This window comes from Cyanobium sp. WKJ7-Wakatipu (assembly GCF_024345355.1).
Taxonomy (GTDB): Bacteria; Cyanobacteriota; Cyanobacteriia; order PCC-6307; family Cyanobiaceae; genus Cyanobium_A; species Cyanobium_A usitatum.
Genome location: NZ_JAGQAY010000005.1, coordinates 89,702 through 103,227 on the forward strand (window position 1 = coordinate 89,702; position 13,526 = coordinate 103,227).

Below are 13,526 nucleotides of genomic sequence, written 5' to 3' on the forward strand. Positions count from 1 at the left end.
CTGCAATTAGTTACGGCCTGTGGGCTGATCCCGAACATTTGTAGTCGTTGTCGACAGTTGGCCTGCCAGCTCCGTTAACCCTTAAAGGTTCTTTCCGCAGGGGTCGCCTGGATGGGCGCGTCTTCGGTGATTGGTGACATGACAACTGGTTTGGCTGAGCAGCCGCCCCTACAGCTGTTTAAGGAGAGCGGTCAGCGGGAGGTGTTCTGCGGACTCACCTCGATTGTCTGGCTGCACCGGCGCATGCCGGATGCCTTTTTTCTAGTGGTGGGCTCCCGCACCTGCGCCCACCTAGTTCAGAGCGCCGCCGGCGTGATGATCTTTGCCGAACCCCGCTTCGGCACTGCGATTCTGGGGGAGCGTGATCTGGCCGGCCTGGCCGATGCCAATGATGAGCTCGACCGGCTGGTGAAGGATCTGCTGGAGCGGCGCCCCGAAATCCGTACCTTGTTTCTGGTGGGCTCCTGCCCCAGCGAGGTGATCAAGCTGGATCTCGCTAAGGCTGCCGAGCGGCTCAATACCCAGCTAGCTGGCCGGGTGATGGTGCTGAACTACAGCGGCAGCGGCATCGAAACCACCTTCACCCAGGGTGAGGACCAAGCCCTGCTGGCGATGGTTCCCCTAATGCCCAGCAGCGAGGTGGATCAGCTGTTGATCGTCGGCACCTTGGCCGATGCGGTGGAAGACCGGCTGGTGCAGCTTTTTGGTCGACTGGGTATTCCGGTGGTCACGAGCCTGCCGCCGCGGCGCTCCACCGAGCTGCCCCCGATTGGTCCCGGCACCCGGGTGCTGCTGGCCCAGCCCTTCCTCTCGGCCACGGCAAGGGCCCTGGTGAGCCGCGGCGGCCAGCTGCTTACGGCTCCCTATCCGTTTGGGGTGGAGGGCAGTCGGGCCTGGATGGCGGCGGGCGCCGCTGCCTTCGGGGTGGCGCCGGCCCTGGTGGCCGAGGTGCTCGATCCGCTGGTGGAGCGGGGCCAGCGTGCCATCGCTCCCCACCGGGAGCTGCTGGCTGGTAAACGGCTTTTTCTGCTGCCCGATTCCCAGCTGGAGCTCTCCTTGGCGAGGTTCCTGCAGCGCGAGTGCGGCATGGAGCTGGTGGAGGTGGGCACTCCCTACCTCGATCGCCAGCTGCTCGATGCGGAGCTGGCCCTGTTGCCACCTGGCACCCGTATTACCGAGGGGCAAGACGTGGAACGCCAGCTGGAGCGGGTCCGCGCTGAGCGGCCAGATCTTGTGGTGTGTGGCCTCGGCCTGGCCAATCCCCTGGAGGCCGAGGGCATCGCCACCAAGTGGTCGATTGAGCTGGTATTCAGCCCCATCCACGGTTGCGACCAGGCCGGCGATCTGGCCGAATTGTTTGCCCGCTCCCTGCGCCGCCGCGCCGCACTCTCCTTTTCCTGACCACCCGTCTCACTAATCAGTCATGGAACTCACCCTCTGGACCTACGAAGGCCCCCCTCACGTGGGTGCCATGCGCATAGCCGCCTCGATGGAGGGGGTGCACTACGTGCTGCACGCCCCCCAAGGCGACACCTATGCCGATCTGCTGTTCACGATGATTGAACGGCGGGACCGGCGCCCGCCCGTTACCTACACCACCTTCCAGGCCCGGGACCTGGGTGGCGACACCGCCGAGCTGGTGAAGAGTTCGATCGCTGCAGCCGTGGAGCGCTTCCAGCCCGAGGCGCTGCTGGTGGGCGAGAGCTGCACGGCCGAACTTATCCAGGACCAACCTGGCTCCCTGGCGGCGACCATGGACCTGGGCGGCATCCCGGTGGTGAGCCTGGAACTGCCGGCCTACTCCAAGAAGGAAAACTGGGGTGGCGCTGAAACTCTCTATCAACTGGTGCGAGGCCTGCTCAAGGCCCAGGTGCCGCCGCCCGGCGAGCCCAAGCCCGATCCGACTCGCTGGCGTGCCGAGGGCCGGCGGCCCCGGGTGAATCTGCTGGGACCAAGCCTGCTGGGTTTCCGCTGCCGCGACGATGTGCGCGAGATCAGCCAGTTGCTGGCTGGCTACGGCATTGATGTGGCTGTGGTGGCGCCCCTGGGGGCCCGTCCGGCCGACCTCATGCGTATCCCCACGGCTGATGCCAATGTGAGCCTCTATCCCGAGCTGGCGGGCCCGGTATGCAGCTGGCTGGAGCGCAGCTTCGGCATGCAGACGGTGAAGACAGTGCCGATCGGTATCGGCGCTACGGCCGCCTTTTTGCGGGAGCTGCACGGGGTGCTGGGTTTGGAGCTGCCCGCTGAGCTTGAAACCGCAGCCGACGGCACCTGCGCCGCTGAACGGCGCTCGCGGTTGCCTTGGTATTCGCGCTCGGTGGATTCCACCTATCTCACCGGTAAGCGGGTGTTCATTTTTGGCGATGCCACCCACGCCATCGCTGCAGCCCGCATCGCCAGCCGCGAGCTTGGCTTCAAGGTGGTCGGCCTGGGGAGCTACAGCCGCGAGCAGGCAAGGGAGGTGCGGGCGGCCGCCCAGGAGCTTGGGCTGGAGGCGTTGATTTCAGACGACTACCTGGCCGTGGAGGCGGCGATGGCGGAGGCGGCTCCGGAGCTGGTGCTGGGCACCCAGATGGAGCGCCACAGCGCCAAGCGCCTCGGCATCCCCTGTGCCGTGATCAGCTCACCGCTGCATGTTCAGGATGTGCCAGCGCGCACCTCGCCCCAGATGGGCTGGGAGGGTGCAAACGTGATCTTCGACAGCTGGGTGCATCCGCTGATGATGGGTCTGGAGGAGCACCTGATCGGCATGTTCCGCCACGATTTTGAATTCGTGGATGGACACCTCAGCCACCTAGAGGGTGCCAGTGCCCCCGCCAAGCACCCCACTGCCACGGCCACTGCCACTGCCACGGCCACTGCCACTGCCCCTGCGCCAGCCAGCATTCCCGGCGATGGGGTGATCGTTTGGAGCCCGGATGGTGAAGCTGAGCTGGCCAAGATCCCCTTCTTTGTGCGGGGCAAGGTGCGTAAAAACACGGAGGCCTACGCCCGCGAGCAGGGCCTAGCTCTGATCGACAGTGAAGCCCTTTATGAGGCCAAGGCCCATTTCGCTCCATGATGGGTTGCATGGCAATAGCAGGCCCGCGCTGCGGGGGTGACTCTGACGCTCCTTCACTGATTCCAAAAGCCCAGGGCTAAGTCTTACGATCCTTAATTATTTAGCTAAGAGTTTCAGTTCCGATCTTTCCTGTTTCCCCAACTTCAATGACCACAACACTCAATCCTCCAGCCACTTCCAAGCCCGATGGCGAGGGCAGCGTGCAGGTACACCTTGATCCCACCATGGCTATAGAGGAGGGTGCCTTGGTGCTGGCGGTTTATGGCAAAGGTGGGATCGGTAAATCCACTACCTCTTCCAATCTTTCGGCGGCCTTCTCGAAGCTGGGCAAGCGGGTGCTGCAGATCGGTTGCGATCCAAAGCACGACAGCACTTTCACCCTCACCAAGAGGATGGTGCCCACCGTGATCGATATTCTCGAAACGGTTGATTTTCATACTGAAGAATTGCGGCCCGAAGACTTTGTGTTTGAGGGTTACAACGGCGTGATGTGTGTGGAGTCTGGTGGTCCGCCGGCGGGTACTGGTTGCGGTGGCTACGTCACTGGTCAGACTGTGAAATTGCTCAAGGAGCACCATCTGCTCGAAGAAACCGATGTGGTGATCTTTGATGTGTTGGGAGATGTGGTGTGTGGTGGCTTTGCTGCACCGCTTCAGCACGCCCACTACTGCCTGATCGTTACTGCCAATGATTTCGATTCGATCTTCGCGATGAATCGGATCATGCAGGCCATCAATGCCAAGGCCAAGAATTACAAGGTGCGTCTCGGTGGTGTGATTGCCAACCGCTCTGAGGAGACCGACGAAATCGACAAGTTCAATGCCCGTACGGGTCTGCGCACCATGGCCCATTTCAAGACCGTGGACGCGATTCGTAAATCCCGTCTCAAGAAGTGCACCATCTTCGAGATGGAAAGCACACCGGAAGTGGATGCCGTCCAGCAGGAATACCTCAATCTGGCCCGCCGGATGCTCGATGACGTCGAGCCCTTGGAGGCCGAATCCCTCAAGGATCGCGAGATTTTCGACCTGCTCGGCTTCGATTGATGGATGGGGGATCTACCCCACGCCAGCAGAGCTACGGCCATCTGCTGAGTATCTGCCTGCTGTTGCTGGTCACTTTCACCCTGCCCGAGCCATGGAATAACTTTTCCTCGCTGGGCTATCTGCTCTTGGCTCTGGTGATGATCCGGGGCCTGGGCAATCCCACCGGCAGCCTGCAGTTCGGCACCGTGCCGCGCCGGCTGTTCAAGGGGCTAGGGGTGGCGGCCATTGCAGTGGGCGTGCTCTGGTATCTCACCCCGCTCGAACTGCGTAGCACCGGCATCCCAGTGATTGCCCTCTGGGCCCTGTTCAGTGGTTGGAGTGCCATTCGCCTGATCCGGGGCCTGGCCCAGGAGCGGCGCGTGTCGGATGTGGTGTTGCGGGGCGCGCTGGCGGGCTACCTGATGTTGGGGCTGGCGGCTGGCTTGCTCTGTTGTGCCCTGGAGACCATCGATCCGGCCAGCTTTAGCAACGTAAACCTGTCGGCGCAGGATCTGGGCCATAGCAGCCCTGTGTGGGGCCTCAATTTCGTGCGACTCAATTACTTCGCCTTTGTGAGTCTCACCACGATGGGCTACGGCGATGTGATTCCCGAGAGCCCCCAGGCCCAGATGGTGAGCGTGGCCATCGCCATAGCGGGCACGTTTTATGTGGCCGCAGTGATGGGGGTGTTGATCAGCCGCCTTACGGTGCAAGAAAGCCAGCAGCCTTAGGGTTGCCCCGCTCCCAGCCCTTGATGATGCGATACATCACGGGAACAACAAATAGGCCCAGGAAGGTAGATACAAGCAACCCAAAGAACACCACCGTGCCGATGCTCACCCTGCCGCCTGAGCCGAAGCCATTGGCGAAGAGTAGGGGTATGCCTCCTGCAAGGGCGGCGAGGGCGGTGAGCAAGATCGGCCGCAGGCGGGCGATCGCCGCTCCGCGGATAGCCGTGTCCAGGTCGAGGCCTTCGGCCATGCGCTGGTTGGCGAATTCCACTATCAGGATGGCGTTCTTGGCGGTAAGGCTCACCAGCATCAGCAGGCCCATCTGGCCGTACACGTCCAGCGGCAGGCCCCGCAGCATTAGGCCGCCGACCGCTCCCAACATGGCCAGAGGCACTGTCACCAGAATGATGAAGGGGTCGGCGAAGTTTTCGTAGAGGGCTGCTAGCACCAGCACCATCACCAGGATTGCCAAGGCAAACACCCGAATGTTGCCGCCACCGGCGCGCGATTCTTCCCGAGCCAGGCCGGCCCATTCCAATTCGGTGCCGCCGCCGACCTGCCGCTGCACTTCCATCAGGCTGGCCATGGCTTGGCCACTGCTCACGCCAGGGCGGGGCAGGGCCCGGATGCTGATCGAACGCACTAGCCGGGTGTGGTTGATTGTGGTTGGGCCAGTGTTTTGTTCGATCCGCACCAATTGGGCCAGGGGGATCAGCTGGCCGTCGCGGGTTTTCACCTGCAGAGCGAGTACGTCATCGGCGCTGCGGCGCGAGGCGCCGTCAAGTTGCACGATTACCTTGCGCACCTGGTCGCTTTCAAAGCTGTCATTGACGTAGTCACTGCCGAAGCTGGCTCCGAGGGTGTCGACCACGGTGCTGAGATCCACCCCAAGGGAGGCCATCTGCAGCCGATCTGGCACCAGCTGCACCAGGGGGGCACCGGCGGTGAAGCGGGTTGAAACCCGTTCAAAGAGATTGGTGGCTTGAGCGGCGCGGATGAATGCTTGGGCTTGCTGCTCGAAGTCAGGCAGGCTGAGTTGCCCGTTGCTGTTGTCCAGTAGTTCAAGCTCGAGCCCCCCTTCTGAACTGAACCCCCGCACGGAGGGGGCCTCGCTTAACTGCACCACTGCACCGGTGATGCGACGGCGCAACTTGCTCTTGAGGCGCTCTCCCACGGCTCGAGTAGATGCTTCGGAGCTGCGGCGCTGCTCGATTGGCGCCAGGCGCAGGAAGAAGTTGCCCTTGTTGGGGCTGCTATCGCCAAAGGAGCGCCCCGCATAGAAATTGGCGCGGGTGATCAGGGGTTCTTCAGCCACCACCTGGCGCACCTGGTTAAGCACCCGTTGGGTCTGCTGCAGCCCCAGGCCATCGGCGAGGATGACAACCCCCCGCAGCTGACCGTTGTCTTCCTGGGGGATGAAGGCTTTGGGCAGGGCTTGCAGGGCGAATCCTGTGATCAGTAGGCCGGCCAGCAGTAGGGACACCACCAGGCGCCGTCGCTCCATAGTCCAGGCCAGCCAGCGCCCGTAGGGCACCTCCAGCCCCTCGAGCCAGCGCCGCGGCGGGTCGATCCAACGCAGCAACCAGGCCGGTTCGCGTTGCTGGGGTTTTAGTAGTCGGCTGCCGGCCACCGGCGTGAAGCTCAGGGCATTGAGGGTGGAGAAGGCAATGGCGCCGCTGATCGTGATTGCGATCGGGGCGTACAGCCGGCCCAAGCTGCCTCCCAGGCTGAGCACCGGGATGAACACCACCACCAGGGCTATTGAGGTGGACACCACGGCCCCGCCGAGCTCGGCCATGGCTTCGCGGGCGGCCTGCAGGGGTGGCTTGCCAGCCTCCAGGCGGCGGCCAATGTCCTCGCTCACCACGATGGCGTCGTCCACCACCAGCCCAGAGGCCAGCACCAAGCCAAACAGGGTGAGGGTGTTCAGCGATTGGCCGGCAAGCTTCAGCACGCTCAACGAGCCGATCAAGGCCACTGGCACTGCGGCAGCTGTGATCAGGGCCAGGCGGCTGTTGCCAAGGCCAAAAAGAAGCACCAAGAACACCAGCAACACCGCATCGCGCAGGCTGTCGAGGGTGCCCTGGATGCTGCCGCGCACAAAGTCGGCCTCATCAACAATCAGCTGCTGATCCACCCCCGGCGGAAATTGGGGTGCGAGCTCATCTAGGGCTGCATTCACCGCTTTACTCACGGTGATGGCGTTGCTGCCGTCGCGCTGGTATATCACTACTGCTACCGCTGGCCTGCCTTGCAGGTTGGTGGCGATCGTGTCGTAGCTCTCGCTGCCCAGGCTCACCCGGCCCACATCCCGCAGCAGGGTGACGCCGCCATTAGGGCTGCGGGCCACCACCAGCTGTTCAAATTCCGCCGGACTGCGCAGGCGCCCCTCCATGCGCAGCGGCAGGGTGAGCTCCTGGCCGCTGGGGCTGGGGGCTTCGCCCGTTTGCCCCAAGGCAGCCAGCACGTTTTGCTGCTGCAGGGCCGCGCGCACCTCGGCGATGGTGAGGCCGCGCTCCTCGAGTTGGGCCGGGTTGAGCCAGAGCCTGAAGGCCAGGCTGTTGCCACCTGAAAGGGTGACGTTGCCCACTCCAGGCACCCGCTGCAGCCTCTCTTTCACCACCTGATCGAGCCAACCGCTCAAAAAGGTTTCGCCATAGAGCTTGGGATCAGCACTGAAGCTCAGCACCATCAGCAGGTCGTCGGAGCTGCGCCGCACCTGCACCCCGAAGCGCGCCACCGGTGCCGGCAGCTGGCGGGTTATCACCGCCACTTCGTTCTGGGTGTTGATCTGGTTGAGCTCGGGGTCGCCGCCCTCGAATCCCAGGGTGATGGAGCTGCCGTTGGCGGAGCTGGTGGAGCGGATGCTGTCGAGCCGCTCGAGGCCATTTAGCTGTTGTTCCAGCAGGGCGGTGACCCCCTGCTCCACCACCTCTGGGCCGGCGCCTGGGTAGGTGGCCCGCACCGTGACTCGGCCGGGGGCAATCGGTGGCAGGTTTTCCACCTGCAGCAGCGGTAAACACACCAGCCCTATCAACAGCATCAGCAGGCTCACCACCAGGGTGAGCACGGGCCGGCGCAGAAAGGGATCTGAGATCGATTTCATGGGAGCCTTTGCGTTGCGCTGCTCGGGCCGGGATGAATGATCAGCCGAGATCGCGCTTCAGCACAACGCATAGATAGTCAGGTGCTTTATAGCGACTAGGCAGGCAGATATGAAGTTGCTCCAAGCGGCTCCAGCAGACGGTGCGTTGAATGGCGGCTACGGTTTTTCCTTCCTTTAGGAGCAGCCTTAGGGCCTTGCAATAAAGCGAATAATTGGCTTCGAGTTCCCCGATGGTGAGTCCCTGACTGCTGCTCATCGCACGGGTGGGCGTCCAAGAGTTGCAAAGACGCACTTATTACCCTACGGCTTCAGGTGGCGCCGAGATCAGGTTGAGCCGCCGGCAGAGCCGCGGCAGGGTGAGGCCTTGGGCTAGCAGGTTGATCAGCACTACAACGAACACGATGCTTTGGGCGTTGTGCGCTAGGGCAACGACGGAGCCTGGGTCGACACCGCGTAGGTGACTGATCTGATCGACCGCGCTGTAAGAGAGGGCCAAAGGCACTGCCCCCCTTAGGCCACACCAAGACACCAGCACGCTGTCTTTCCAGCGGAAGGGAGAGAGGGGTTGAAACACCAAGACGCTTATTGGCCGCACCACCAGCATCAACACCGCCGCGGTTATCAAGCCAACAGGCAGGGCGGGAAGCAGACTGCTTGGATTCACCAGTAGACCAAATATTAAAAAGATACAAATCTCGGCCATGGTATTGAAAGGCAGCAGCACCTCCTGAATCGATTCATGGTTGATATCGGCTTGGCGGTAGATCATGTTGGTCATCATCACTCCAGTGATGTACACCGAAATCAATCCGGATCCGCCTAGAAAGTAGCTGCAGCCATAGTCTACAAAGGCAATAGACATGGCCACAATCAGTAGCTGGGATCTGTCGTGGGCCAGCTCATTGATCACGAATTTGGCCACATAGCCAAACAGTGCCCCTATGACTAGGCCGCCGCCCACCTGTTGCACGAAGTTTCGCAGGCCGTTGAGCATCACCCCAACAGGTGCTGCTTGCTCGAGGCTGGCGCCGGCGCTGGAGGTGCTGAACAGCCCCACGATCAAGCCGAATAGCAGCAGGGCCGTTGGGTCATTGACCGAGGATTCGAATTCGAGCAGGTGCTTGAGCCGTTCTGGCACCAGGTGCCGCACCGAACTCAGCACGTTGATGGTGGCTCCGGCATCGGTGGAGCCCAGGCAGGCGGCAATCAGCAGGGCAGCCCCCAGGGGCATGGCGTCGCTGAGTCCCGGCGCTAGTTGGTTTCCACCAGCGGAAGAAAGCAGCCAGATCAGGGCGGCCAGCAGACCCGTGGCAATCGCCACCCCCCCTACCGCCAGGGCCAGGCCATATTCCAAAAAACCTCGGATAGTTTTGATATCCGTTTTCAGCCCCGCATAAAAAAGCAGCAGGGCCAGGGCGAATACATGCAGGCTTTCGGCCTGTTCATGGGTGACGTTGAGGCTTTGGATGTTGATCGCTAGGCCCAGCAGCAGCACCCCTAGAATCGCCGGGATCCCGATCTGGACCGAGAACCGGCTGATCGCCAACGTGCCTAAAAACAGCAGGCCGATGAACAGCAGCTGGCCCTCCAAGGGCACCCCATTAAGACCTGGTGCCTGAGCAAAGAGGGGTGCCTGAGCAAAGAGGGGTGCGATCACGACTGGACTGAGTCGTCGTGACTCGATCCGAGGCTCGCGGCCTGGGCTTCGCTGAGGCGGCCGGCCCCCTGCAGCACAGCGGTGATCTGGGCGATGTCCAACACGGAATGGCAGCTGTAGCCCGCCGCCGCCAGCCGCTCCCGGGCGCGGCGGTCATGGTCGCCGCCATGGTCGATGAACACCACCACGTCCTGCACCGTCAGGCCCGAGCTCTCCAGCTTGCCGATGCCCTCCAGGACGCTGCCGCCTGTGATCAAGATGTCGTCTACCACCACCACCCGGTCGCCCTCCTCAAAGTCGCCCTCGATCAGGCGCCGGGCGCCATGGGCCTTCACCTCCTTGCGGGGATAGATCAGCGGCTTGTGCAGTTGCAGTGAAAGCCCAGTGGCGGTGGGTAGGGAGCCGTAGGGGATGCCGGCGATGCGGTCAAATTCGAGGCCCTGCAGCTTGCCGGCATAGGCGTGGAGCACTCGGTGGAACAGGTTTGGGTCGGAGATGATCTGGCGCAGATCGACGTAGTAGTTGAAGACCGCACCCGAGGCTTGTACGTAATCGCCGAATAGCAGGCAGCCGATGTCGAATAGATCAACAATCAGGCTCTCGAGCGGGTCGGCTCTTGGTTGCTTCTCAGGTAGCCAGAGAGCACAGGTATCCGGGTTGCCCTTGTCGTGATTTTCCAACCACTGTTGCCGCTTGGCCGTGATCTGCTGCTTGAGCGCCTCGGCTCGGCTGGCCATGTCGTCCTCTACCAGCAGGTTTTGAGGTAGGGGCAGCAGCAGCCCATCGGCGGCGGCCCCCAGGCCGGCCTGCAGCATGGCGTCGAGCTTTTCCTCTTCCCCCCAGAGGCTGCGCAGGATCAAGAAGCGCTCCGGTGCTGCGGCCCGCACCCGCGCCAGGATTTGCGGATCACTGGTTCCCACCTCCAGCAACAGCTGGTCGGGGGTGGCCCACAGCTGGGTCTCGCGCACAATCTGCAGGTATAGGGGTGTCTCCTCATTTGGGTAGTGCTGGATCTGGCGCGCCGCCTGGTTTGAGCTGTGGCAGGTCATCACCACGGCCTTGTCTGGATAGAGCAGGAAGGGGGCTGCGATGTCCTGGCCAGCCAGGGGGGAGAGGGTCACCGCATCGGCGCCCAGATCTTTGAACAGGTAGTGGGCCAGGGCCGAGGAGGAGTTGAGATCGCCGTGTTTGGCGTCGATGATCAGGGGGAGATCGCGGGGCACCAGGTCCCGCACCTCCAGCAGCAGCTCCAGTCCCACCGGCCCAAGGGCCTGATAAAAACCAAGGCTGGGCTTGTAGGCGCAGACATGGGGCGCTGTGGCCTCGATCACCGCCTTGATCCAGTGGCGGGCCTGGCTGAGGAAGGAGCGGCCCGCCAGGCCCCGCCGCGCTGCCCAGCTCTGCAGCATCTCCGGGTTGGGATCAAGCCCGGTCACCAGCAGCGACTGTCGGTCGGCGATGGCGTCGGTGAGTTTGACGAAGAAGCCCATCGCCCGCAGGCTGTTAGGGCTCGTTGCTAAGTCAGCCGTTGGCCTGTCCGCCGGCTGGTGACACAGCTCTTTGCAATCAGCCGCACCATCAACCCTTCCTCATCGGCGGCCACCCGCAGCCAGCGCAGCCCCGGCAACCAGGCCAGGGCCTGCTCCAGTTCGGTGGCGAGGGCGTCGTCGTGTTCGCCGATGCCGCCGCTGAGGGCAATGGCCTCCACTCCACCCAGGCTGGCTGCCATGGCCCCAATCCCTTGCAGTAGCCGGTGGCGGAACACCGCGATTGCCAGCTGGGCGCCGCGGTGCCCCTCGCCAGCCTGGAGGCGCAGCTCCCGCATATCTCCGCTGAGCTCGGATAGGCCCAGCAGGCCGCTCTGGCGGTTAAGGCCCGTATCCAGTTCGGAGACGCCAATTCCCTGGCGCATTAGGTGCAACAGCAGCCCTGGATCGACGCTGCCGCTGCGGCTGGCCATCACCAGTCCCTCGAGCGGCGTGAAGCCCATCGTGGTGTCGACGCTGCGCGGCTGGCCCTGGGGATCGATTTCGATCGCGCAGAGGGAGCAGCCGGCGCCGAGCTGACAGCTGATCAGGCGGCGGATGTCTGGATCTCGGGCCGCGACCGTTTCGCCCACGTGCTGGTGGTTGAGGCCGTGGAAGCCAAAGCGGCGCAGGCCCTGCTGGCGCCAGCTTGCCGGGATGGCGTAAGTGGAGGCGGCTTCGCTGAGACTGGCGTGGAAAGCGGTGTCGAAGCAGGCCCACTGCTGGATGGCGCTGCCCTCTAGCTGGCCCTGCAGCTGGTCTTGCAGCCAGTTGATTGCCTCCAGCGCTGGGCCGTTGTGCAGTGGGGCCAGGGGCACCAGGTTTGCTAGCTCCGCCAGCACTTGCGGGCTCAGCAGGGTGGGAGCGCTGAAGTGGGCACCACCGTGCACGATCCGGTGAATTACAAGCTGGGGTAGGGGCTCAAGGGCAGCGAGCAGGGGGGAGAGCCACTGCTCCAGCAGTTCAGCTAGTTGCTGGCTGCCCGAATCGGCCTGGGAAAGCCCCCAGCTGCGCTGCTCTTGCCAGAGCCGTCGGCCGCTCGAATCGCAGAGGGCCAGCTTGACGCTGGAGCTGCCCGTGTTCACCACCAGGGCGTGGGTCATGCGATCGGGTGCAGGCCTGTATTGGCCATAGCGTTGCAAGTCTTGCCCAAACACTGCCGGCAGCTGCTCGGCCTCCAGTTTGTCCTGGGCACCATCTTCGGCGCCAACAAAGCCTCACTAAAGCCGGATTCTCAGGGCTGCAACAATCGCCAGGGCAGGGTTTCTCCAGCATGGAAGGGCACCAGTTCGACGGCGGTGCCGGCCGCATCATTGAGGTGGAGCCGGCTGGGCACCTCCAGGGGCTGCCGCTCCAGGGTGACCGTGGCCTCGTTGAGCGGTAGCCCGTAAAACCGGGGCCCAAACTCCGAGGCGAAGGCCTCTAGCTTCTCCAGGGCATTCTCCTGCTCAAACACCGCCGCGTAGCTCTCCAACGCAAATGGGGCATTGAAAATGCCAGCGCAGCCGCAGGCGGCTTCCTTGGCAGTGCGGGCGTGGGGTGCGGAATCGGTGCCCAGGAAGAACTTCGGGTTGCCGGAGGTGGCGGCGCCCCGCAGGGCGATGCGGTGCAATTCCCGCTTGGCCACAGGCAGGCAGTAGAAGTCGGGCCGCAGGCCGCCGGCAAACATGGCGTTGCGGTTGATGTGCAGGTGGTGGGGCGTGATCGAGGCCGCCAGGTTGGCCGGGCCGCTGCGCACAAAATCAACCGCATCACTGGTGGTGATGTGCTCAAGCACCACCTTCAGGCCGGGGTGGCGCCCCAGTAGGGGTTCCAGGTGGCGCTCGATAAATACCGCCTCCCGATCAAAAATGTCGATATCGGCGCTGGTTGCTTCGCCGTGGATCAGCAGGGGCATGCCGATGCGCTCCATGGTCTCAAAGACGGGCGTGATTGCCTCGATTGAGCTGACGCCAGCGGCCGAATTGGTGGTGGCATGGGCCGGGTAGAGCTTGCAGGCCACCCAGGCCCCCTGGCGGAAGCCCCGTTCGATTTCGGCGGGATCGATGGCATCGGTGAGGTACGCCGTCAGCAGTGGTTCGAAGCGACTGCCGTCGGGCAAGGCTTCGCGGATGCGGCGGCGATAGGCCTCGGCTGCCGCCGCCGTGGTTACCGGCGGGCTCAGATTTGGCATCACGATCGCCCGGGCGAACTGGCGGGCCGTAGCCAGGGCGACGGCCTGGAGCATGGAGCCATCGCGCAGATGCACATGCCAGTCATCGGGTTGACGCAGGCTCAGCTGCTGGCTTGGCATGGCGCGGGATCGGTTGGGGGCAGAACTGGTAAGGATTCGTGTCTTGACGGCATTTCTTGACGGCATTGTTGCCGCGGGCACACAGCCTTCTGTTTAGCGTTGTATTTAGCTCGCCGGCGGGCTT

The 13,526-nt window shown here is 63.3% G+C and carries 10 protein-coding genes; 4 read left to right on the plus strand and 6 right to left on the minus strand.

Going from position 1 to position 13,526, the window contains the following annotated elements; genetic code table 11:
* The first annotated feature begins 138 nt into the window (after window positions 1–138).
* The 4 genes from KBY83_RS04840 to KBY83_RS04855 all read left to right on the plus strand — a co-directional run bounded on the left by KBY83_RS04840 (window position 139) and on the right by KBY83_RS04855 (window position 4,820).
* Window positions 139–1,401, plus strand: coding sequence for a ferredoxin:protochlorophyllide reductase (ATP-dependent) subunit N (locus KBY83_RS04840; protein ID WP_106501516.1), 1,263 nt, complete (start codon window positions 139–141; stop codon window positions 1,399–1,401).
* A gap of 70 nt (window positions 1,402–1,471) precedes the next feature.
* Window positions 1,472–3,064, plus strand: a complete 1,593-nt coding sequence (locus KBY83_RS04845) for a ferredoxin:protochlorophyllide reductase (ATP-dependent) subunit B (protein ID WP_396093464.1) — start codon at window positions 1,472–1,474, stop codon at window positions 3,062–3,064.
* A 146-nt stretch (window positions 3,065–3,210) separates the two neighbouring features.
* On the plus strand, window positions 3,211–4,110 hold the full coding sequence (bchL, locus tag KBY83_RS04850; RefSeq protein WP_255018546.1) for a ferredoxin:protochlorophyllide reductase (ATP-dependent) iron-sulfur ATP-binding protein: 900 nt from the start codon (window positions 3,211–3,213) through the stop codon (window positions 4,108–4,110).
* A complete protein-coding gene (locus KBY83_RS04855; protein ID WP_255018547.1) occupies window positions 4,110–4,820 on the plus strand; it encodes a potassium channel family protein in 711 nt (236 codons plus the stop codon). Before bchL ends, KBY83_RS04855 begins: the two co-directional genes overlap by 1 nt.
* Here KBY83_RS04855 and KBY83_RS04860 read toward each other — a convergent pair.
* The 6 genes from KBY83_RS04860 to pyrC all read right to left on the minus strand — a co-directional run bounded on the left by KBY83_RS04860 (window position 4,792) and on the right by pyrC (window position 13,402).
* Window positions 4,792–7,926: an efflux RND transporter permease subunit gene (locus KBY83_RS04860; protein ID WP_255018548.1), complete on the minus strand. Its 3,135-nt coding sequence runs from the start codon at window positions 7,924–7,926 to the stop codon at window positions 4,792–4,794. The two genes, KBY83_RS04855 and KBY83_RS04860, sit on opposite strands and share 29 nt — an antisense overlap.
* A 40-nt stretch (window positions 7,927–7,966) precedes the next feature.
* Window positions 7,967–8,182: a DUF3136 domain-containing protein gene (locus KBY83_RS04865; RefSeq protein ID WP_094561403.1), complete on the minus strand. Its 216-nt coding sequence runs from the start codon at window positions 8,180–8,182 to the stop codon at window positions 7,967–7,969.
* 39 nt (window positions 8,183–8,221) lie between these two features.
* Complete coding sequence (locus KBY83_RS04870; RefSeq protein ID WP_255018549.1) at window positions 8,222–9,583, minus strand: cation:proton antiporter; 1,362 nt, start codon at window positions 9,581–9,583, stop codon at window positions 8,222–8,224.
* Window positions 9,580–11,073 carry a bifunctional orotidine-5'-phosphate decarboxylase/orotate phosphoribosyltransferase gene (locus tag KBY83_RS04875; RefSeq protein ID WP_255018550.1) on the minus strand — a complete coding sequence of 498 codons (1,494 nt, stop codon included), beginning with the start codon at window positions 11,071–11,073 and terminating at the stop codon, window positions 9,580–9,582. The genes KBY83_RS04870 and KBY83_RS04875 overlap by 4 nt, the downstream gene beginning before the upstream one ends.
* 26 nt (window positions 11,074–11,099) lie before the next feature.
* On the minus strand, window positions 11,100–12,212 hold the full coding sequence (locus KBY83_RS04880) for an acetate/propionate family kinase (RefSeq protein WP_255018551.1): 1,113 nt from the start codon (window positions 12,210–12,212) through the stop codon (window positions 11,100–11,102).
* Window positions 12,213–12,343: 131 nt separating this feature from the next.
* A complete protein-coding gene (gene pyrC / locus KBY83_RS04885) occupies window positions 12,344–13,402 on the minus strand; it encodes a dihydroorotase (RefSeq protein ID WP_255018552.1) in 1,059 nt (352 codons plus the stop codon).
* Window positions 13,403–13,526: the final 124 nt, after the last annotated feature.

Bases quoted from the DNA above. Each gene is read 5' to 3' on its own strand.
- KBY83_RS04845 (WP_396093464.1), top strand. From the start codon at position 1,472: ATGCGCATAGCCGCCTCGATGGAGGGGGTGCACTACGTGCTGCACGCC.
- KBY83_RS04860 (WP_255018548.1), bottom strand. From the start codon at position 7,926: ATGAAATCGATCTCAGATCCCTTTCTGCGCCGGCCCGTGCTCACCCTG.
- KBY83_RS04865 (WP_094561403.1), bottom strand. From the start codon at position 8,182: ATGAGCAGCAGTCAGGGACTCACCATCGGGGAACTCGAAGCCAATTAT.
- KBY83_RS04880 (WP_255018551.1), bottom strand. From the start codon at position 12,212: ATGACCCACGCCCTGGTGGTGAACACGGGCAGCTCCAGCGTCAAGCTG.
- bchL (WP_255018546.1), top strand. From the start codon at position 3,211: ATGACCACAACACTCAATCCTCCAGCCACTTCCAAGCCCGATGGCGAG.
- pyrC (WP_255018552.1), bottom strand. From the start codon at position 13,402: ATGCCAAGCCAGCAGCTGAGCCTGCGTCAACCCGATGACTGGCATGTG.
- KBY83_RS04855 (WP_255018547.1), top strand. From the start codon at position 4,110: ATGGATGGGGGATCTACCCCACGCCAGCAGAGCTACGGCCATCTGCTG.
- KBY83_RS04840 (WP_106501516.1), top strand. From the start codon at position 139: ATGACAACTGGTTTGGCTGAGCAGCCGCCCCTACAGCTGTTTAAGGAG.
- KBY83_RS04875 (WP_255018550.1), bottom strand. From the start codon at position 11,073: ATGGGCTTCTTCGTCAAACTCACCGACGCCATCGCCGACCGACAGTCG.